General features: G+C 44.2%; 22 protein-coding genes. 2 read left to right on the forward strand and 20 right to left on the reverse strand.

All coding sequences use genetic code 11. The features are described from left to right. Window positions 1–164: 164 nt before the first annotated feature. The gene (locus JOE21_RS14730) at window positions 165–746 is read right to left on the reverse strand and encodes a hypothetical protein (RefSeq protein WP_309867783.1); all 582 of its coding nucleotides are present in this window, start codon (window positions 744–746) and stop codon (window positions 165–167) included. Between the two features lie 183 nt (window positions 747–929). Between JOE21_RS14730 and JOE21_RS14735 the strand changes: the two genes are divergently transcribed. Beyond that, window positions 930–2,228 carry a VWA domain-containing protein gene (locus JOE21_RS14735; protein WP_309867785.1) on the forward strand — a complete coding sequence of 433 codons (1,299 nt, stop codon included), beginning with the start codon at window positions 930–932 and terminating at the stop codon, window positions 2,226–2,228. Between the two features lie 112 nt (window positions 2,229–2,340). Continuing rightward, window positions 2,341–2,514 carry a hypothetical protein gene (locus tag JOE21_RS14740; RefSeq protein ID WP_309867788.1) on the forward strand — a complete coding sequence of 58 codons (174 nt, stop codon included), beginning with the start codon at window positions 2,341–2,343 and terminating at the stop codon, window positions 2,512–2,514. A 50-nt stretch (window positions 2,515–2,564) separates the two neighbouring features. Here the strand turns inward: JOE21_RS14740 and JOE21_RS14745 are convergent, their stop codons facing one another. The 19 genes from JOE21_RS14745 to JOE21_RS14835 all read right to left on the reverse strand — a co-directional run bounded on the left by JOE21_RS14745 (window position 2,565) and on the right by JOE21_RS14835 (window position 19,643). After that, window positions 2,565–3,155 carry a hypothetical protein gene (locus tag JOE21_RS14745; protein WP_309867791.1) on the reverse strand — a complete coding sequence of 197 codons (591 nt, stop codon included), beginning with the start codon at window positions 3,153–3,155 and terminating at the stop codon, window positions 2,565–2,567. A 36-nt stretch (window positions 3,156–3,191) separates the two neighbouring features. Further along, window positions 3,192–4,520, reverse strand: coding sequence for a vWA domain-containing protein (locus tag JOE21_RS14750; RefSeq protein WP_309867792.1), 1,329 nt, complete (start codon window positions 4,518–4,520; stop codon window positions 3,192–3,194). 126 nt (window positions 4,521–4,646) lie between these two features. Further along, window positions 4,647–5,312: a hypothetical protein gene (locus JOE21_RS14755; RefSeq protein WP_309867794.1), complete on the reverse strand. Its 666-nt coding sequence runs from the start codon at window positions 5,310–5,312 to the stop codon at window positions 4,647–4,649. 175 nt (window positions 5,313–5,487) lie between these two features. After that, the gene (locus JOE21_RS14760; RefSeq protein WP_309867798.1) at window positions 5,488–5,877 is read right to left on the reverse strand and encodes a hypothetical protein; all 390 of its coding nucleotides are present in this window, start codon (window positions 5,875–5,877) and stop codon (window positions 5,488–5,490) included. A 1,103-nt stretch (window positions 5,878–6,980) separates the two neighbouring features. Beyond that, entirely contained in the window at window positions 6,981–7,679 is a 699-nt protein-coding gene (locus JOE21_RS14765) for a hypothetical protein (protein ID WP_309867801.1), read from the reverse strand. Between the two features lie 15 nt (window positions 7,680–7,694). Further along, a complete protein-coding gene (locus tag JOE21_RS14770) occupies window positions 7,695–8,051 on the reverse strand; it encodes a hypothetical protein (protein ID WP_309867804.1) in 357 nt (118 codons plus the stop codon). Window positions 8,052–8,069: 18 nt separating this feature from the next. Then, window positions 8,070–8,660 (reverse strand): hypothetical protein, encoded by a 591-nt coding sequence (locus JOE21_RS14775; RefSeq protein ID WP_309867807.1) that lies wholly within the window; start codon window positions 8,658–8,660, stop codon window positions 8,070–8,072. Window positions 8,661–8,679: 19 nt separating this feature from the next. Continuing rightward, window positions 8,680–9,726 carry a hypothetical protein gene (locus tag JOE21_RS14780; RefSeq protein ID WP_309867810.1) on the reverse strand — a complete coding sequence of 349 codons (1,047 nt, stop codon included), beginning with the start codon at window positions 9,724–9,726 and terminating at the stop codon, window positions 8,680–8,682. Window positions 9,727–9,947: 221 nt separating this feature from the next. Continuing rightward, the gene (locus JOE21_RS14785; protein ID WP_309867813.1) at window positions 9,948–10,124 is read right to left on the reverse strand and encodes a hypothetical protein; all 177 of its coding nucleotides are present in this window, start codon (window positions 10,122–10,124) and stop codon (window positions 9,948–9,950) included. A gap of 966 nt (window positions 10,125–11,090) precedes the next feature. Next, window positions 11,091–11,900, reverse strand: a complete 810-nt coding sequence (locus tag JOE21_RS14790) for a hypothetical protein (protein WP_309867814.1) — start codon at window positions 11,898–11,900, stop codon at window positions 11,091–11,093. Between the two features lie 34 nt (window positions 11,901–11,934). Then, window positions 11,935–12,996, reverse strand: a complete 1,062-nt coding sequence (locus tag JOE21_RS14795) for a hypothetical protein (RefSeq protein ID WP_309867816.1) — start codon at window positions 12,994–12,996, stop codon at window positions 11,935–11,937. 16 nt (window positions 12,997–13,012) lie between these two features. Continuing rightward, entirely contained in the window at window positions 13,013–13,816 is an 804-nt protein-coding gene (locus tag JOE21_RS14800; protein WP_309867818.1) for a peptidoglycan DD-metalloendopeptidase family protein, read from the reverse strand. A 14-nt stretch (window positions 13,817–13,830) separates the two neighbouring features. Beyond that, window positions 13,831–14,208 carry a hypothetical protein gene (locus JOE21_RS14805; RefSeq protein ID WP_309867819.1) on the reverse strand — a complete coding sequence of 126 codons (378 nt, stop codon included), beginning with the start codon at window positions 14,206–14,208 and terminating at the stop codon, window positions 13,831–13,833. Window positions 14,209–14,227: 19 nt separating this feature from the next. Then, window positions 14,228–14,815 (reverse strand): hypothetical protein, encoded by a 588-nt coding sequence (locus JOE21_RS14810; protein ID WP_309867822.1) that lies wholly within the window; start codon window positions 14,813–14,815, stop codon window positions 14,228–14,230. After that, window positions 14,796–16,136, reverse strand: a complete 1,341-nt coding sequence (locus tag JOE21_RS14815) for a vWA domain-containing protein (protein WP_309867825.1) — start codon at window positions 16,134–16,136, stop codon at window positions 14,796–14,798. Before JOE21_RS14815 ends, JOE21_RS14810 begins: the two co-directional genes overlap by 20 nt. Before the next feature lie 73 nt (window positions 16,137–16,209). Next, on the reverse strand, window positions 16,210–16,443 hold the full coding sequence (locus JOE21_RS14820; protein WP_309867828.1) for a hypothetical protein: 234 nt from the start codon (window positions 16,441–16,443) through the stop codon (window positions 16,210–16,212). Between the two features lie 69 nt (window positions 16,444–16,512). Then, window positions 16,513–17,424, reverse strand: a complete 912-nt coding sequence (locus JOE21_RS14825) for a type II secretion system F family protein (protein WP_309867830.1) — start codon at window positions 17,422–17,424, stop codon at window positions 16,513–16,515. Window positions 17,425–17,436: 12 nt separating this feature from the next. Next, complete coding sequence (locus tag JOE21_RS14830) at window positions 17,437–18,360, reverse strand: type II secretion system F family protein (RefSeq protein WP_309867832.1); 924 nt, start codon at window positions 18,358–18,360, stop codon at window positions 17,437–17,439. Then, complete coding sequence (locus JOE21_RS14835) at window positions 18,357–19,643, reverse strand: TadA family conjugal transfer-associated ATPase (protein WP_309868012.1); 1,287 nt, start codon at window positions 19,641–19,643, stop codon at window positions 18,357–18,359. Before JOE21_RS14835 ends, JOE21_RS14830 begins: the two co-directional genes overlap by 4 nt. Window positions 19,644–19,700 lie beyond the last annotated feature (57 nt).

Consider the following 19,700-nt stretch of genomic DNA (forward strand, 5'->3'; position numbering starts at 1 on the left):
ATTCCCATGTTCCCAGGATAAAAAAGGAATCCTTCCTCCGCAATACGACTTTGCACCTATTTGCATCCGAATAGATTAGCATTCCGGATGATAATCAGAACACGTAGGATATCGTTAAAAAAATCGGTTCCGTAAAGCCAGAACCGATTTATCCCGATCATTCATCAATTTGTATTCAGCTTTTCCCCTTCATCCGTCTGCACGATGAATTTCTTATTCTCTAAGGAACCTTTTTCTACTTTAATAAAGACTCGGGCTGCGTCATTTTCCTCCGCCTGGTAACCATCCTCATCCGGTTTTAATCTGACCGTAACTTTTACCAAGTCACCTTCTGCATACTCAATAGAAAGGACTTCGATTTCATGACCATAGTACTCTTTGTTTGCAAGCTGGATGTGGAGAATATCCACCTTGCCCCAATCGATCTCTTGATCCTTTAGGTTATCCAAGGTCCCAGGATGCTTTTCCTCTGTATAGTACCAGATCCCTCCCGTGCTGGCTCGAGGTACGACTCCATATTCCCAGGAATACCGAAACCGAATTTGTGCAAACCAAGGCTGTTCGCCTGTCACATTCGCCGCCTGTCCTACTTCTTCCGATTCTTCGGAGTTTTCATCAGAGGTTCCCTCCTCTGTTTTAGAGGAATTGGTTTCGCCTTTTGAATCTCCAGCTTGTGTCAGTAAACCGCATCCACTCAGTACCAATAGTAATAGAGCCATAAACACTCCAAAACCTAACTTTTTCATGATACTCCCCCTCCACAAATGTTCATAAATTGGAAAAAAACCTGAGTGTATTATACCAAATGAGTTTGCTCATTTCTATTGAATGTGGGCAAATTCGCTCATTTTTAACTTCAAATCGAGTGACAACTGGATCTTTTTCGTTTAGAATCGTTCTTGATTAAAAGGAAAAAAGAGGTGAATTCGTTGTCCCGATCCTGGTTTTATCTGTTTCTATCCATTACCCTCCTGTTTTCTGGCTGCTCCTTTGGAACTTCGAAAACGGAAAAAAACACTTTATCAGCAGCCACAGACATAGACGGAATGTTAAAAGAGGGGCCTGGTACCTATGCCGGGAAACAATACGATACTGATCAAGTGTTACAAGAGCTGGAAAAGCTGCCCGAGAACTTGTCCACAGAGGAAGCCTACAATGAACTAATCCAACTGCTCGCTGAAGACTATCAGCCTATTGACAAAACGATCGATGAATTCGATCCTTCCATTCAGGTGAAAACATCTAAACCGGGCGATATTTCCCGACCGGAAAACGAAACCCATCTCAATGTGGTGATCCTGCTGGATGCCAGCGGCAGCATGGCAGAGCGTGTAGATGGGAAAACTCGGATGGATTTAGCCAAATCGGCCGTCCAATCGTTTGCTTCCTCTCTTCCTTCAGATGTGCATGTCGGTTTGCGGGTCTATGGGCACAAAGGAAGCAACAGCCGGAAGGATAAGGAAGTCTCCTGTAACAGCAACGAACTGGTTTATCCGCTAAAAAAATATGACGAAGCCGCTTTCCAAAAAGCTCTGGACCGTTTCCAACCCACGGGATGGACCCCGTTGGCAGCCGCGATTGAGTCAGCGGGCAAGGATCTGGAAAAACAATCGTCTACATCGAAACAAAATGTCGTATATGTGGTAAGTGACGGGGAAGAGACCTGCGGCGGCGACCCAGTGGCAGCTGCCCGATCCCTTTATGAGTCAAATATCCAGGCAATCGTCAACATCATCGGGTTCGATGTAGATGATGCCGGTCAAAAGGCGTTAAAGCAAGCCGCCGATGCCGGAGGCGGCTCCTACGAGACTGTCACTGATGAGCGGGATCTCTCTCAGTATTTCACCAGCGAGTACGAGATCCTCAAAGAAAAATGGACTCGATGGCGAAAAGACAGTGAAAAACAGGTAGATGACCGCGATACCATCAACCAGAACGAATTGCACGAGCTGGCCTATAAAGATGCCCTTGAGTTGGTGGACAAAGAGAACCAGCGCCTGCTGGATGCTACGAAAGCCTTAAAAGAACTTGGCAAGATCGAAGACAACTATGTCCTGATGCAGAAAGTAGGAAAACGCAAAGAGAAACTGAAATCCCACTTTATCGACCGTAAAAACAAAATCGGCGTTCTGGTACGACAAGAACAAGAAGAACGGCTAAAAGAAATCCGCGAAACCGAAAAACAGGAACAGAAAAAGATCGATGAAGAACTGGAAGACCTGAACTAAACAGAAAAAACCCGTCGATTGGTTAATACACCGACGGGTTTTTTTAGAAAGACCCTCGCCTTTTTCACCTGTGTTACCATGGAAATAATCCTATATGTAAGGAGTGTCTATGATGACTCGAAAAACAGCTGGCTTTATCATTCTGGTGATCGCGTTTGTTTACGCATTCGCGGAACTGATCCTGTTGGATCCTAGTTTTCTTAACATAGTCGTCTCGATCATCTTGTTTGTAGGCGCGATTTCATTTATTACCGGTAAGAAAAAAGATGAAAAATTATTTAAATGAATAAGTAGTAAACCCAGCGCGAATGAAGAGCGCTGGGTTTTTATAGAGTCCTACTGCTCGATCACCAACACCTTATCATACGGCCCTTCAAACTCCCGCTCTGTCTCCGTCAAAAAGAGCAGTAAAAAAGGCCCCGGTATATACTCCAATTCCGGATATCCAGGAGCCACCGCTCTCTCATCGGTCGGCTCCCCCAATACGCGCTTGATCTCATCTTTTTTCAAACCAATATGAAAGAGAATGCCGCTTACAATCGGCTCGTCCAGCTTGGTCTGACTGCCTGATTGGTAATAGGACAAATCAACCGTCGCATGTTCATAAACCAACTCCACGTGCCCGGACGGTTCGTCTTCCTCTCGTTTCTGCGGCTCTCCCAAAGTATCGATCACGGCTGTTTCGGTTGCACCAAAATCAATCGGCAAACCTGGGATCTCGCCCTTCTTCAAAGCATCCACCATTTCCGTTGTTAGCTCAAACGGCGGAATGGCCGCTCCTTCGTCCATCGGTTTTTCTTCCGTTTCCCCTGAACTCGCTTCTGTCTGCGGAGAACCCTCTGACCCCTCTTTTTCGGGTACAACCTCCTGTCCCCCACACCCGACCATCGTCACCAGAATAAGTGCCCAGATCCAGAGTTGTTTCACTTTTCTTCCCCCTATGATTTTACTTGTTTATGATTTTCACCGTTTCCCGGTGATAATCGCATACGCTTCCTTATGGGCTTTGGATCGCCTGTCCGACAACTCATCAATATACTCCTTCCGCCGTTCATGCAGAGCCTCTCTCCTCCCCTGGATGATTTCTTTTAACTCCGTACGGGTGTCTTCGCTGATCTTCTCCATTTCTGCCAGCTTGTCAGCCGCTTTTTGCAGCCGTTTTTCTTCCTGATTGATCTTCTTGTAAAAAGGGCTGGTGCGAAGGTAATTATAACCCGCTAGATCTACGATCTTCTCCTGCATCGCCCGAGCGTGCATGTTCAGCTTTAACAGGTGGTGGTTTTGATAGCTGGTTTTTGAGAGAATGTCGCTGTACTCCTTGGCATTTTTGGACAACATGTCGTGGATATCATTGCCGTTAGAAGCGGAGCCATACTCGCCGCCACCCGCTTCAGCCACCTTCTCCAGCGCTTTTCGCTCATCAGCCGACACATCGAATCCAATGATGTGAACCACCGCTTCGATGTCGGATTGATTGAGATCCTTGGCTGCCTGCACAGGGTCCCCGCCACACGTCTCGATTCCGTCACTCACCACGTAGACCAATGAGCGCGTCCCTTTCTCGCGGTTTCGTTCCATATCCCGCTTGGCCTCTTCCATCGCAAGCGCCAATGGTGTCCACCCCACCGGTTTCACCGGATCCATCACAGCGGCAAACTCCTTTTCATTCACTTCCTTTAAAGGATAAACCGCTTCCGTACTTTTACAGGAGACGGCTTTATCTTCTTTCCGATTGCTTCCCTCGTGACCATAAATGCGTAAGGACACTTTGGCGTTATCCGGTACTTCCTTCACAAATTTCTCAATCGCTTCCTTGGCGGCGGCCATCTTTTCCTGACCCTCCACCTTGGCTGCCATGCTACCACTGGCGTCCAATAGGATTTGAATATGCGCTTCTCCCTCTTCCCCGTCGGCTCCCCTGCCGGAGTTGGAATCGCCGGATTTTGATCGGAAGGGTTTCACGTTATAGGTGGGATCGAAGTCCTCAATCGCTTGCAATACCTCACTGTAGTCTTCCGCCATCAACCGGATCAGTTCCCCATACGCTTCTTCTGCACTCATGGAATCCGGAAGCGCCTCAAATGCCTTCCGCGCCTCTTCCTGATCCTTGTCTTCCAATAGGCCGGGGCCTTGTTTCAGCATGGTGTCCGCATCATCCTGAGGGGTAGCACTTACTTCTTCCTCCGGTTCTTCATTCGGCTTTCCATCCGTTGTTTGATCGGAAGGCGTACATGCAGTGAACAAGAAGATAGCGCAAATAATAACTACCAGAGATAAGTACCAATTTTTCATTTTAATCCTCCCTTTGGTGGTGGATAAGTGTATACAAAGAGACTCGATACAGCAATACGAATGAAAAGAGCTTAGGTTTCAAAAAACTGAACGGCCGGTCACCTTAAGGTGACCGGCCGTTCAATTTTAACGTGGATTGCGGCACTTTCGAACGACATCATTCATGGTTTCTTCGTTTTCCATTAAAAAAATATCATCTTTAAAACCATCATGCCAGTGTTTATCCAAAGTGCGGAAGTACCGTTCATCCTCTGAACTCATTTTTTCAGCTGATAGCATTCCTTTCTGCGATAGATATAGACGCAACGCCCAAATATATTTCCCTTTTTGCCGCAGAAACCGAATTACATTCATTCGATCTTCAGCTGTTTCTAGTTGCAGCTTATTATAGCAAAAACCGTGATATGCATTCATCTTAACTAAATGCATCATTTTACGATGTAAGTCTACAGTTACCGTTCTTCCCCTCATTTCATTTTGAATCAGATGATCCGCTTTTGTATAATATTTTCTCATTTCATTTTTATGGGTGATCCCTTCCCGAAAACATACTCGAAACCTTTCAATCGAATCTTTCATTTGTTGAGATGCATTCGGATACAGATCGACTATCTTGTCAAGGACTGTTAAACTTTTTTTCATATAGTTAACACTGCTTAACGATACCCGCTTGAAGTAACCATATAAAGTTTGGGATTGAGAGCTATATTCAACAGCAATTTCTAATGCTTTTTTTACACTATCGTCGATTCGGGGCAACGAGCCATCTTTATTTACAACCAGATATCCCACCGGTTCCGGTGCTCCTCCCGAATGATAAGAAACAAGTTAAAAGAGTTGACCCTCAATTAATACTTCAGAAGTTAATGTCTCATATCTCTCATTTCTTTTTTTGTGTTTTTCAAACTGCCTCTTCACCTCTTGCGGTACACTAAATTTCATCTTAATCATGTCTCCTTAATTTCGGCTAAATAATCCAGTGAACCAGTCCCTTAACTCTCTCCCTCGGTCTACAAATCTTCCGCCCCCTCGTTGGAGATATCCTATCGGGTTTTTTGCGAAATTGGAAACCACATTTACCCACACCCATCGTCATCCTTTGTTGGAAATTCACAACTCCTCTCCCGATAGATTTAAGGAATTTAACAGGGAAAACCACCACTTTCGCAATGCCATCATAGCGGGTAAACAATTGCCCAAGAAGACCTGCTCCCCAAATCACCAAACCGATTACGAGCAACGCTCCACCCACAACTGGGTTTGTAACCAGTAGCAGCGTTCCGATAGCCATTAATACTCCACCAAGGGCTGCAACAGCCTTCAGTACATAATCCGCGTGTTTTTTTGTTACCTTCATATGTAAACGCCGCCCATGTATTTACACCTAGATCATTGTGGAAAATACCAAACCAATTCATGCCACCGTTTTACCAAAAGTAGAAATACTGGGATTGATTGAATGAAATCCGCCATATGAACCTGTTCTGAAGTATTCAACGGCTTATTGATATTGCGATAGATCATGTTTTTCCGGTTAATCGGTAACTAATACTTGATAGATCAATCGGACCATACCTAGCACAAATATAATGACCAAAACGATCCACTTACCCTTTCCGTTAATCATCTCCCTCTCCCTTCATAATCCAAACAGGATGCTGTTTAACAGGAATACACCAATGAAAATGGCTAGATAAAGCAGTAACATCTTAACCTTCATGGTACCCTCCTAATGGTCATGGACATCTCGCACCATTCGATCACTAGAAATAATAGAAAGATCATGAACAGGGGAAGAGTTGCCCAAGTGACGGTGACATTCCCCTTTTTAGTTGCCAGCAGGCGATACACACGCGTTGAGCAATTAATTTCCTTTCTTTTCATTGTGCCTTTCCTCTATCTCCGATTTTGCTTTGACTGTTCTTCACGAAGCCTTTTTGCGATGGTCTCTCGATAGTCCAGAGCCCATCTTGTCAATTATATCCTCTGTCGTGAATCATGGATCTTAATCCAATAATGTCCTCCACTTTCCCCATATCGTTAAGCATATCCACTCCTAACAGTAAAGGCTTTTTCTCTTCTTTCACCAACCCAATTAAACCGTTATCGTGTATTAGTTGATTCATCCTGTTATAGTTCCTGGACCAGTTACTATCCGCTTCCCGCCTGCTTTTACTTCTCCAAACATCCAATTCTCTTTCTATCCACCTTTATTCTGACTTCAAGCAGCTATCCAAGTCACTGCTGGAGAAAACATCTTTGTAGGTTTGGTTGGAAATTTTAGCACCCTCAGTAGTGCTTTTCACTTTTCTTGGTTTCATTATCGGTCTTTTTTCATGAGCCATCTTATTTGGTTTGTCTGACTCCGATTTATTACATACAGTCAAAAGACAATAAATCAAAAAGCACCAACACCCACTCATCAGGTAACTGAATGAGCTAGAGTTGGCGAGTTACTTACTAAAGAATTTGGTCTAAAGCATGGACAGAATCGATTTCCGCCCATCTAATATAGAAACCAGCGAGGACAAATGAAAAATAAGGAAGGATGAGTATTTGTATGACGCTGTGAACCAGCGTCATTATCATAAAGTTCGTCTCATAGTTTGATGCAACTGTAAAGACTCCCCAGAGTAACCACCAATCTATCATAATAAAAAAAAGTAATACATTCATCAAGGTAAAGAAGTTAGATTTGGCTATTTGACAAGCTTTCTTTATTCCATTCCAATAATATTCTTTTTCCATAACTGCTGCATAAGGGAAGAGGACAAAAAATATTAGACATAAAATACCTGGTAAAATTAGCACAAAACCCAACGATACAGCCAGTGCAACCATCAAGCCCATTACATACACTGGTGTTATATTTTCCTTTAGATTTCGTAATACATTGATATACTCCGGCTCTTCACCTTGTTCCCTCTTGAATACCATATAAATGTAGGGTACCTGGGCAATAGATAAACCTAAAATAATAAGAAATAGATCCAATATATTGGAGATGCTGGGAGGTGTGAATATTGTACCCATCGTAGAGCCTAAGGAAATAAAAAACTGAATGGGTAAGGCAAACATCATACCGATTATCATAATTTTGAATGGATGCTGAAAGTATAGTAACCCTGCCTCTTTAAAAGGCTCTAGCCATCTGCTCACCCTCAATCCTCCCGATTAAACCAGTTTTCTCCTAAAGACCAAACTCCCTAACAATCCACCAATCAAAGAAAGTACCACTCCAACAAAAAAAGCTATCATTAAACCCAAAGGGTTATTAGCGGCTTCTGGTGCAAGAAACAGTATGACAAAGCCTTGATTGAAAAAAACCAGCAAACTTCCTGATAATCCTGCTGCCAGATAAGGATTTGAAGGATGGCTCCCCGCAACAAATCCCGCTGAGAGATACGTAAGCAAAAGTAATGCGACTGTCACAACCATAGGCGAAGTGATCCCTATCAAACCTAAAATAAAGCCGAACGCAAGACAAATGAGAATTCCTACCCCTACCGATTGCAGAACCTTAATAACCAAATTTATCACTCCTATATGTTAATCTGGCTTCCAATTGGGGTCCTCTGCTTTAGCCCACATGGAGTGACTTACAATGGTTAATAACAAAAATACAAAGTACATCCAATAGCCACCGACGTGAGGGTTAATTTTCCCAAGTATGATTCCTCCCAATGCCCCGGTGCCACCTCCTGTCGCAATAAAAAAGAGAACAATGGTGTACCATGAGCGGGTTCCTAATATCTCGGACAATACTTTTCGACGATATATGTGACCAAATAACGCAGCAGCAAAAAGCAATCCAAAAAAGACGATTCCTCTCATTAAACCTTCCCCGGTAAATCTCCATAAAAAAGCGGTACCGTAAAAGCAAAGTAAATCTAAATGAACAATAGCATAAACTCCACGCCACTTAGGTCGCTCATCCAACTTTCGAATAAACCCAATTGCAGTCCAAACCCCACTTAATATAAGTGTACAAACATATATCACCCCCCACATCAAGGAAGGAGGACTAAGCACTGTAAGTAAACCCATTACTATAAAACCAATACCACCAAAATATATTCCGTGTGTATTTGGTGGTGTAACATTAGTTGAATTCATTTGATGGAAACTGGTCTTGTTCAACTACAGCACCTCCATAATATTAACCAAACCACGACGAGACCTTACTACCAACGGATTTCAAACCATCTAACGCCTTTTTGCCTGTATCAATAGTAGCATTAATAGCCTTTTTAGTACCATTTACTAGTGGCTCTTTGACATACTTTTTACCCATATCCGAGTTTAAAAACATCGAGATACCTACACCCACTGCAAAGCCTACGGCTGTTCCAAAACCCGGAACAACGGAACCAACTGTCGCTCCAATCAAAGCTGCTGCTCCTGCACCGGCCGCTGTACTTACTACTGCAGCTCCTGCACCCAAACCAATATCCACAATAAACTCCGACGCAAAATCAACTGATTTAAATCCCGCCCATCCATCGTCCCTATAGGTTCCATATACTGTATTCGTTGTATTTAATAATGCACCTGTAATGACGTTACCTTTTAGATAACTTCCAAATCCCCCTGATGTAAAGTCAGTGATCGCAGAATGAGTATGCCCTATATATTTTGAATACGAAGGGGCACTCCCGCTTTGTACAAGATCCTTCAGAATAGGGACATTGGATAATTTTAATAAGTCTTTGTTATGGACTGCATAAGCCCATCTTCCTCCTAATCCATGTGGCAACTTTTCATGTGTTAAATAAAATCCGTTAGCACCAGCTAACATTTTCGGAAAACCCTTTATTCCATCATATATGTTTCCAGTATAGGACGTGAAAGGATCAAAATAAGGATCTAAGGGCTCCAAAAATCCCGGATTATGATTGTTTCCGTCCTGTCCTCCATTATTGCTTTCGCTGTTATTGGGGTCATTCCCATTATTCGTATACTTATCAGGCTCTTGGTATTTCTCCGGTGCTTGGTACTTTTCTGGTGACTGATATTGCTCTGGTGCCTGGTACTTTTCCGGTGCTTGATATTGCTCAGGCGCTTGATACTTTTCTGGTGCCTGATATTGCTCAGGCAATTGGTAGTGCGGCTGAGCCAATACCATTCCGACAGCCGGTAAAAATAAAGAAAAGAGGTAAAAGGAAAGAAATAATAAAGCTATTTTTTTTGATAAATTTGATTTCAAATCCTCTCTTCCTTCCCAATTATTTTAAGGATACTTTTATGTCGGGTATAATTGCAAAAAAAGGCAAGGGAAATTAAGCGTTTTATATATATGGATCAATGCTGCCGTTTGGCAGTCACGACTAAATATGTATAGTGATTCTCTCTTTTAGTTTTTCTCTGATCAATTAACCGAATTTTTAAATAGGACTTGGTTTTAGAAAGAGGTTGCTCTATCAAAGATTACTCCTTTTTTCCAAAAATACGCTCGTTTCGTTTCTCTCCCCGTACCAGCATCAAACCGGAGCCAATCAAGGCTAACGGAATAAAAAAGTTAAAAAATCCCCCTTCGGCTACTTCCACTAGTGTGTAAATGACGGCAAACACTACGAACATGATTCCCAAATGTTTTCGCTTCATGTACCTTCTTCCCCCTTCCACTATTCCCAATTGCCCTAGACGGGAAGATTTTTACTGTAAACCGATATCCGACAGCCGGCCAGTGTATGGTCATCTCTAAATCGTTGTATAAAGTACATAGGAACGGGGGCGAAGTAATCGAGCGAAACAATACTCTGTGATTGCAAAGTCTCTCCGCCACCCGGCTCCTCATAGAAAACTGCTCCAAAACCCTCTAACCTATCTATATTCCCATAAACCCTTTCCGTTTTTTATATCATTATGTCGAAAATGTATCCATCTTCCCCTCTCCGATCCAATTCAAGTACTTTACAGTAATGAAAAAGTAGAATATCGGGAAGTAGAATACACTGGCCAAAAAGTTTACAGACAGTATGATTAGATAACTCTCTGTAAATAGATTAGTCATGAACATAGTTAACATGGAAATGAGCCATTCCATCAGAGTGAATAAGATAATGACTAGTAAGAGGTTTATAAAATGGGATTTCCCAAAAGCATAGGCTTTTTTTATGCTTTCTTTCCACGTCTCTCCTTCGATCACGAACACAAAGGGAAAGGCAAAGAATAAGACGGAGATGATAATCCCGGGGATCAATAAGACAAGCATTCCTAAGGATACAGCGATTACATAGGGGATGCTAACCAGATAAACAGGAAGCATATACCGCATAAAAGCATCATAAGTCGACGTTAATGTACTATTCTCTTCCATGACGGTGTTTTTGGCTATTTGAATAAATGGGATCGAGACGACCGATATGGAAATTAAGACACAGATCCCATTGATCCAATCTGCAATAAACAGCAAGTCTGCCATCCCGTAATTGAAATACAAGTAATTCGATATAATCGTAAGCAGGATCTGAACGGGCAATAGGATGGTAAAGCCAAGGATAACAATCTTCGATAGATTTTCCTTATAAATGAAAAGCGATTCCCTCAAAATTGACATTATTCTGCTCCTCATCTGGGATTTCTGGTATTGGCCAGTATCTCCTTAAATTCCTTTTCTCCTGATTCCTTCCGGGTTACATCATCTTGTACATCCAAAACAGCATCCAACTCGTCCTTATTCAATAACATGTTACGATGTTGTGCTTTGATTTTTTGTAATTCCCATCTTCCTTTCAGATCCCACAAGGGAATTTTTTGGGAGAGAAAATGAATGACCTCTTCCCTTGATTCCTTGGTATTATGAAACAGCAGATGTTGATTGTTCTTAGCATGAAATAATTGATTCCAGGCTTTATCCAGTTCCCTTTCCATCGACTGATCCGTAATATCTCCCCTTTGGATCATCTCCTGATCCAATTGTTTAACTGCTCGATTGGCTTCCTGAATTACTCGATATTCTTTTAGAATCCCCTTGGGTACATCTATAAACTCCTGAAAGGAACGTTTTACTTCTCCGGACATTCCACCTTTATATTTTTGGTACATTCGTTCCAGTAGTTCGGACTGCTTGTGCCAAACTTCGTCGACTGTATGTGCCCACCGACGACCATGTAAAATGAAGAAACGCAAAATCGTGTTTACACTGACAGCGATTCGAATAATCGTCTTCGCCTCAGAAAAAGTAGGAACGGAACCGTCTTCCCTCACAATTATATGCCCAACCACTTTCTTCCCTTTCCAATAGATCGCATAATGATACAATTGATCATGATGCTTTACCCTCCATGAAAATATTTCCTCATTCTCTCCTGACTTCTTATACTTCAATACTTGCTTCGCAATTTCTTTAGGTGGTTCGGGCAGCTTGTTTTTTTTCATATAACCCCTCTTCTCTGTTTACAATTTCCTTGTATTATTTGGAAAACCAACCTCCAACTTTCTTTAAGCCGTTCCCCAACTTTTTGCCCGCACTTTTCACTCCATTTCCAACCGCTTTGGCTCCTTGGCTGATTTTGTCTCCTGTCCATTTTAATCCCCGGCCAATTTGTTCTCGATTGGCATAAATGGTACTTGCTGCCCACATCACTCCACCCGCTACGGCCATTCCTATTGCAAGCGGCGGACAAGCAGCTGCTACCAGAGTGGCACCGGCCATCAAGGCACCACCATACCCTCCTAAGGCTCCAAAGACGGCATCTGTTCGCTCTTGGCCCGTTTCGGCAGTAAAGGCTTTATAGGTGTGATAGATCCCCTCACCTGTACCGATCGCTACTCCTGCCCAAGCGGCAAATTTACCTAATCCCGTCATTGGTTTAGGGACATTATCAGCCATTTGGGCTAAAGCTCTAACGTCTCCTGCTGCTTCAAGCCTTTGTGCTTGCTGAAATATTCGAGCATCCTTTACGGTGCTGATAACACCCATTGTCGTATCCACACCGGACCAGGTATCCAGCGCAGTTTTCCATCCGGAATCCGAGGGAACTGCCAGGCCGAGACCGCCTCTTAAGATATTCCCAAAGTAGTTATACCCTATATTATTTCTTGCAAAGCTATTTATATTAGAATTAGTGGGATTTTCGAATAGGGCACTTGCACTATCGATTAGCTTAACTTGTCCTAGAATAACATCATTGACTACATATTTGAGCGAATTATAAAGGCCAGGACCACTATTATTGTTTTCGCCTGATCCTGGTTGTTGTGTAGATGGATCCGATCCTTGTGGATTGTTACTCTCTGGTTCATTGTACTGCTCCGGTTCCTTGTATTGTTCCGGTGCTTGATATTTTTCCGGTGCCTTGTATTGTTCCGGTGCTTGATATTTTTCTGGTGCCTTGTATTGCTCAGGCGCTTGGTAACCGGGAGCTTGATAATCAGTATTAGCAACAGCGATCCCTACAAATGGAGACAATAGTGAAACAATATAAAAAGCCAACATCATAATGGCTAACTTTTTTGTTGTTGAACGCCTCACCGAAAACGCTCCCTTTCTAATAAATATACTGTTTTGGGTCTTGTGGAATGTTATTGACTAGCACTTCAAAGTGAAGGTGCGGACCTGTCGACCATCCCGTGCTACCGATCCCAGCAATGTGTTGCCCTCTCGTCACTTGCTCTCCCGTGCTCACTTTCATATAATGTGATTCCATATGAGCATAGCGGGTCATTAGCCCTCCTCCATGATCAATTTCGATGGTGTATCCGTAACCCGTTCGCCAGCCGGCATACCGGACGATTCCGTCTCCTGCTGCATAAATCGGGGTGCCAAAAGGCCCGCCAAAGTCAATGCCCGAGTGGAGTCTGTATTCCCCTCTAACCGGATGCCATCTCATCCCATAGTCCGATGTGATGATGGGATTACTGACGGGTGGGGCTAATTCTCCCGTTCCGATCGGCGGCATATCCGATCCAGCATAAAAGTTGAGAGACTGTACCACTGGCGCTTGCGCCTCTGAAGTATACGTATAAGAAGATTTCATAAACAGCATGGGAACTTCTGTCTCAGCTTTTGCGATGACTTCCTCGCCTTTTATTTCTACGGTGAAGTCTTTCATCTGGTAATTGCTCCAATCACCAAATGATGTCTCCCCCTGTTCTTTTCCTTTTTCCGCATCGCCCGTCGTCGCCGTCACTTTAACGGCATCACGCAAGGCCGCCTGGGTATCCAAGACCGCTTTTCCTAACACCACTGCTTGCCACAGTACCATTGCCAACAAGATGAAAAGGGGTAAGATAATGACAAACTCAACCGTAGCTGCCCCTTTCTTGCTGATTCGCAACCGTATAGGAGCCATGTTTCCCTCCTTATTCAATTCATGACGGGGGTGACTACTTCAGTCTGGTAGGGGAAAACCGGAAATCCCTTGATGATCGGCTGGATTCCGATCTCCGCTTTTACCGTGGCTTGTCCATCCTCTACTTTCAGATCAATGGCTTTTAACGTATGATAACTGGCACTCTTAAATCGTTCTTTCGCAAGCTCTTCCACATCTTTTTTAGGCTCTCCTATGGACAAGTCTCGGGAGGCTCTCGTCAACCAATCCTGTGTTTCCAAAATCGCGATGCCCGCAACGACAAACTGCCAGACAAAGAGCGTCATCAATAGAAACAACGTCAGAATGACAATAGACTCAAGCGTTACGCTTCCTTTGCGACGGAGCAAGTGCCTTTTCATGATGGAACGCATTTCGGCACCTCTCATTCCTTTAATATCTCACTTTTTTTGTAGACGAGTCCGGGATCCACTCCAGGTAATACCGCTTGGGTCCAACTCCCGTTCCCTTTACCCGGTCATAAGGAAAGGCTTCCTGAAACAATAAGGGTTCATAGGGAGTCTCGGCAATAACTTCCACCCGGCCCCCTTTAGAGAAGATCACCGTACCAGACGACTGCTCATTATCATTTTTCTCCGCGTACTCGCGGGCGATGGCCTGGATCTCATTGCTGTACTTATCCACTACGCTCTTTAAGAACGCTTCCTTTTTTGCTTCGGTACCTAATAGATATTGGTAGGGATCAATATAGCCCGGATCCCCGGGCACCTTGTCCCCGTTTCTTCGTGCGATCACTTCCATTCGAATGGCTCGCTCTCGTTGCACCCACCCGTCCATTTTTTTGGTAACCGCTAAACTAACCGCATCAGCGGTACCTATGGAGTGAGCATGACCGATCCAGGCGGTAGCCATCGATCCAAGAAATAATAGAAAGAACATGAAGAGGGGAAGAGTCAACACCCAGGTGACGGTGACATTCCCCTTTTTAGATATCAATCGATTAATTGTCTTTCTTTTCATTGCTCTTTTCCTCTATATCCAATTTTGCCTTCGAGCGTTCCTCTTCGAGTCTTTTCGAGATAGTCCTCTCAAAATTCAAAGCTCGATTTTCTAGCTTATCTCCCCTTTTATGAATTATTGATCTTAGGTCAATAATATCTTCTACTTTTCCCATTTCATTTAATGTATCAGCTGCCTGCAACAAGCGTTTTCTTTCTTCTTTTACTAATCCAAGCAACCCGTATGGAGGGTTTAACCTGTAAACTAATTTATTCATTCGTTGAGTATTACTAGCCCAACTCGCATCTACTTCCTGCGTGCTTTTAATTCTCCACATATCCCATTCTCTTTCAATCCGTCTTTGTTCCGCTTTTAAATAGCTATCCAGATCACTACCAGAAAGAACATCTTTGTAGCTCCCGTTAGAAGCTTTCGCCATTTCCAGTAGTTGCTTTTGTGTTTGTTTGTCTACATTAAAACCTAGGATGTTAATCACCGTTTGTGCCCCGGTTTCACTTAACTCCTTGGCTGCTTGAACTGGATCCCCCCCGCAGGTTTCTTCTCCATCGCTAACCACATATACAATGTTTCTCGTGTTTTCATCCGTTTCTTTTACAGCCTTGGTCGTTTCCTCGATGGCTGCAGCCAGTGGAGTCCATCCTGTGGGTCCGATTTGGTCTAATGCTTGGTTAAATCGGCTTTCATTATAAGAACTTAACTCGTAAACCTCTTCAATGCTTTCACACGATATTTTCTTATCCTTGGCTTGGTTGCTCCCTTTATGACCATAGGCGTATAAAGAAGCGTGGGCATCCTCAGGCAGATCTCGGGTGAAGTTATGGATCGCTTTTTTTGCTAAGTCCATCATCACTCCACCAGGAACCTGCGCGGCCATGCTGCCACTGGCATCCAACAACACAAACACATTCACCTGTTCCAACTCCGGCCGTTTGATCTCTCCATCCGGCGTCTCCACGTTGGGTTGATTGGTAGGGTCAAAGGCTTGCAATTCTTGGTATACACTTTGGTAATCCTGTGCAAGGTAATAGACTAAGTGATCTAGGATCTCTTCATTGGAAAGTCCTTCAGGCATTTCCTCCAGCTTTTTTCTTAACTCCGCTTGATTAAAATCTACTTCTCCCTCCATCAAGCTGCCGGGGTTCTGCATAAAGATTTCATCCGGATCCGTTGCGGCAGGAGGAATGACTTCCTCAGTACGGTCTCTTACTTCTTCCTTTGGCTCTCCATTATTAGGATCAGCCACTGTATCTGTAGGCTTTTGACCGCACCCTACTAGCAATAAAAGTGTCAACAAGATGATCATTGAATGTTTTATTTTCATCAAAGCCCTCCTTATATAGGGGTAGATGGTCGTCCAAATGACGACCATCTATTTTACTTCTACAAGACTACCCTTACGAGTCGTCTTCACCGCCAGTAATTGCTTTCTTCACTCGGTCCTGCAACTCACCAAAGATGGTATTATCATCGTCCGAAAACACAGCTACCAGTAGAGCGGCAAACAAAGCACCAGCAGCCAAAATCCCAACATACTCCAAAGTCGGAGATCCCTTCTTGCTCGCTAAGGGTTTCCGAAAATTAGGGATGTAGTCTTTCGCTTCTTCCCAAAAACCTTTCATTTTGCTCACCACGATTCCTCCCTTAATATTATGATGGCTCACTTGAAGTTAATCCCTATTTCGTAACACCACCTCCTCTTATCCAAAAATGTTTCTAGTAACAAAATATGAATAGATAAATGCAGACAGAATGAGCATCACAATCGAAGGAGCGATGACAAACGCACTGACTAACGAAATTTTGGGTGCCGCTTTTCCAGCCGCTTCCTTTGCCCTTTCCGCTCGCATCCGTCTCATTTCCTCCGCTTGTTGGGCAAAGGTTTCCGCAATCGGAGTGCCGAGGTTGTTGGCTTGAATCATGCTTTGAATTAATGCTTCCAGATCCGATGAGGTCGTCCGTTCCATCAAGGAACGGTATGCTGCCTCTCGCTGCACTCCAAATTGAATTTCTTGGTTCAAGCGAGCAAATTCTTCGCTCAAAGGGCCTTTATTTGTAGTGACATAGTAGGCCAAGGCTTCATCCAAGCCCATGCCCGCTTTGAGAGTGATACTCATCATATCCATGAAGTCGGGCAATTCCAATCGCATCTTCTCTTGCCTCTTCTTCGCTAGAACCTTTAAAAGAAGCATGGGTGCCATGTATCCCATGACAGGCAGAAAAACAAACAATATCATACCCAAAGGAAATCCGATCACGTACAACAAGAACCCCAGCCCACCCCCACCGATGGCTCCCAGCACCTTGGCTCCCTGAATACGGTCCGTATTTAACCCATATGGATAACCCGCCAGGATTAGGTCCTTCTCAATGATTTGGGGATCACTCAACAATTCGATTTTATTCCCGGTATCGGACATGGCATCCATCCAACGATGGAGCGTCTCTCGTTTGCTGAAATCGTTCGACATCACATTACGCGGAGTGATGCGTTTAGCCAAATACTTGTCCACTTCCTGGTAATCACGGCGGTAGAAAAAATAGTTGACCCCTGCGAATAACAGGAGGAACCAGATCGTGATAATCAGGAGAAACAATACAAAGGAATCCATGGTTATCCCTTCTTAAAACCGGATGTCGGCGATTTTCTTAATCAAGAAAAATGCTAGAACCTGCATAAATATGAAAACGACTAAAACAATTAAACCAAATATAGACGTGAAAAAGTCAAAGAATCCTTCAATCATCTGACTCATCATGATCACGATCAGCAGTGATATCAACGGAAGCAGGTAAGCGGAGTAGCGTGCTTGAGCGATGGAAGCGTCGATGGTCTTGTTAATTATCTTGCGTTCTTCCATGGTGTTGGCCATTTCATTTAATACGGTAGCCAAATCGCCCCCTGCACGGCGTTGGATGATTAAAGCATTAATAAACACCTGCAAATCCCTGCTGTACACACGGGTGAGCATATCATTCAACGAATGTTCCAAATCCCTGCCCAACCGCGATTCCCGCACCACAATCGCCACTTCATCCTTGATGGGAGACGGGAGTTCCTGCATCACCAATTCCAAGCCTTGCGGGATTGATAAGCCTGCCCTTGCCGCACTGGACAACAATCGGCACGTTTCAGATAACTGGTTGTTTATCTTATTGACGTAGATAAACTTCCTCGATGCCAAAAACAACCGAGATCCTATCGGGGTCAGCGATGTTGCGACCACGATCCCCAACCATAAAGGTGCTTCCAACCAATAGTAAAGGAGAAAGAACAGAAATAGTCCAACCGCCAACAGCAGGGCTCCGTATTCGGAGGGGCGAATCTTGAGGCTGGCCCGTTTTAATTGTGGTTCCAGCCGCTTGGCCCATTGTTGCTGATCGATTTTTTGCGCAAGCTGTTCTGAGAAGCGTTCTTCTGCAATGACGCTGGTTTTTTCACCCATGGTTTCGTGGGTTTGTTTTTTTACCGTGCGGTATTGCAGGGCATAAAACAAAACCATGAACAAGCTGAAAACAGAAGCGGCTCCCAGGATGGCGATGGTCATGTTATACCCTCCTGGGCCATCGGCCGGAATACTTCCGGATCCATCGGTACTCCGTATGCTTTCAGTCGATCCAAACAGGCGGGTACGGTACCTGTGGCTGTAAAATATCCTTCTACTTTTCCCTCTTCCGTCACGTTGGTCTGAACGTACTGGAAGATATCCCGTACCTTCACACTGCCGTCCGGTTCCTCATGAATCTCGGCGATTTCCATCATCTTTCTTTGACCGTCGGGCAGACGACTGATTTGGATAATGACATCGATGGCCCCCACCAAGTACTGCTGGATGATATCGGTAGGCAGATCCATCCCCGACATCATGACCATCGCTTGCAAACGACTTAAGGCATCGGAGGGGGAGTTGGAGTGCACCGTTGTCAGTGAACCTTCATGACCGGTATTCATCGCCTGTAACATGTCAAATGCCTCCGATCCCCGCACTTCCCCAACGATGATCCGATCAGGCCGCATCCGTAGTGCGTTTCGTACCAATTGTCGTATGGTCACTTCCCCTTTGCCTTCCACATTGGAGGGGCGCGCTTCCATCCCTGCTACATGCCCATGGGGAATCCGAAGCTCGGCCATATCTTCAATGGTGACGATCCGTTCATTTTCCGGGATAAAACAAGCCAAGGCGTTTAGCAGGGTCGTTTTTCCGCTGCCTGTACCGCCGGAGATAATAATATTTAATTTTGCTTTTACCAAACTGGTCAAAAATTGGCCCATATCCCGATTAAGGCTACCGAAGCCGATTAAGTCATCCAGCGAAATCGGATCTTTTCTAAATTTCCGTATGGATACCAAGGACCCTTTTAAACTGATGGGAGGGATAACGGCATTCACACGGGAGCCATCGGGTAATCGGGCATCCACCATCGGAGAGCTGACATCGATTCGACGGCCAATAGGAGCAACGATCCGGTCGATCACATGGCGCAGGGCTTCCTCATCCCGAAATTGAATGTCGGTTTTATGAAGCTGTCCCTTCTTTTCATAAAACACTTCATTGGGTCCATTCACCACAATTTCCGTAATATCCTCATCTTCCAGCAATGACTCTAACGGCCCATAACCGACGGATTCATTAATGATGCGGGAGATCAACCGCTCACGACCATGTTGTGTGATCACAACTTGTTCGTCCGCTAGATATCGCCCGATCAGCCGGTCCAACGTAACCCTCAGTTCGGCGGACGGCATCTGAGTCAACTTTTCCAGATCCGTCTCTCTCAACAGACGGGTCTTAAAATGTTTCGCCAGTTGATCCAATTGGGTGTCATGCATAGAAGTAGAGGGGGCATTGGATTGTTCCCGTTCCGTCTTTTTTCGTTTGTTGTTTTT

The sequence above is a fragment of the Desmospora profundinema genome, assembly GCF_031454155.1.
Taxonomy (GTDB): Bacteria; Bacillota; Bacilli; order Thermoactinomycetales; family DSM-45169; genus Desmospora; species Desmospora profundinema.

What these genes read in the sequence shown, in the direction of transcription:
- JOE21_RS14730 (WP_309867783.1), bottom strand. Translation starts at nt 746, where the DNA reads ATGAAAAAGTTAGGTTTTGGAGTGTTTATGGCTCTATTACTATTGGTA.
- JOE21_RS14740 (WP_309867788.1), top strand. Translation starts at nt 2,341, where the DNA reads ATGACTCGAAAAACAGCTGGCTTTATCATTCTGGTGATCGCGTTTGTT.
- JOE21_RS14750 (WP_309867792.1), bottom strand. Translation starts at nt 4,520, where the DNA reads ATGAAAAATTGGTACTTATCTCTGGTAGTTATTATTTGCGCTATCTTC.
- JOE21_RS14760 (WP_309867798.1), bottom strand. Translation starts at nt 5,877, where the DNA reads ATGAAGGTAACAAAAAAACACGCGGATTATGTACTGAAGGCTGTTGCA.
- JOE21_RS14785 (WP_309867813.1), bottom strand. Translation starts at nt 10,124, where the DNA reads ATGAAGCGAAAACATTTGGGAATCATGTTCGTAGTGTTTGCCGTCATT.
- JOE21_RS14790 (WP_309867814.1), bottom strand. Translation starts at nt 11,900, where the DNA reads ATGAAAAAAAACAAGCTGCCCGAACCACCTAAAGAAATTGCGAAGCAA.
- JOE21_RS14800 (WP_309867818.1), bottom strand. Translation starts at nt 13,816, where the DNA reads ATGGCTCCTATACGGTTGCGAATCAGCAAGAAAGGGGCAGCTACGGTT.
- JOE21_RS14805 (WP_309867819.1), bottom strand. Translation starts at nt 14,208, where the DNA reads ATGCGTTCCATCATGAAAAGGCACTTGCTCCGTCGCAAAGGAAGCGTA.
- JOE21_RS14810 (WP_309867822.1), bottom strand. Translation starts at nt 14,815, where the DNA reads ATGAAAAGAAAGACAATTAATCGATTGATATCTAAAAAGGGGAATGTC.
- JOE21_RS14815 (WP_309867825.1), bottom strand. Translation starts at nt 16,136, where the DNA reads ATGAAAATAAAACATTCAATGATCATCTTGTTGACACTTTTATTGCTA.
- JOE21_RS14825 (WP_309867830.1), bottom strand. Translation starts at nt 17,424, where the DNA reads ATGGATTCCTTTGTATTGTTTCTCCTGATTATCACGATCTGGTTCCTC.
- JOE21_RS14830 (WP_309867832.1), bottom strand. Translation starts at nt 18,360, where the DNA reads ATGACCATCGCCATCCTGGGAGCCGCTTCTGTTTTCAGCTTGTTCATG.
- JOE21_RS14835 (WP_309868012.1), bottom strand. Translation starts at nt 19,643, where the DNA reads ATGCATGACACCCAATTGGATCAACTGGCGAAACATTTTAAGACCCGT.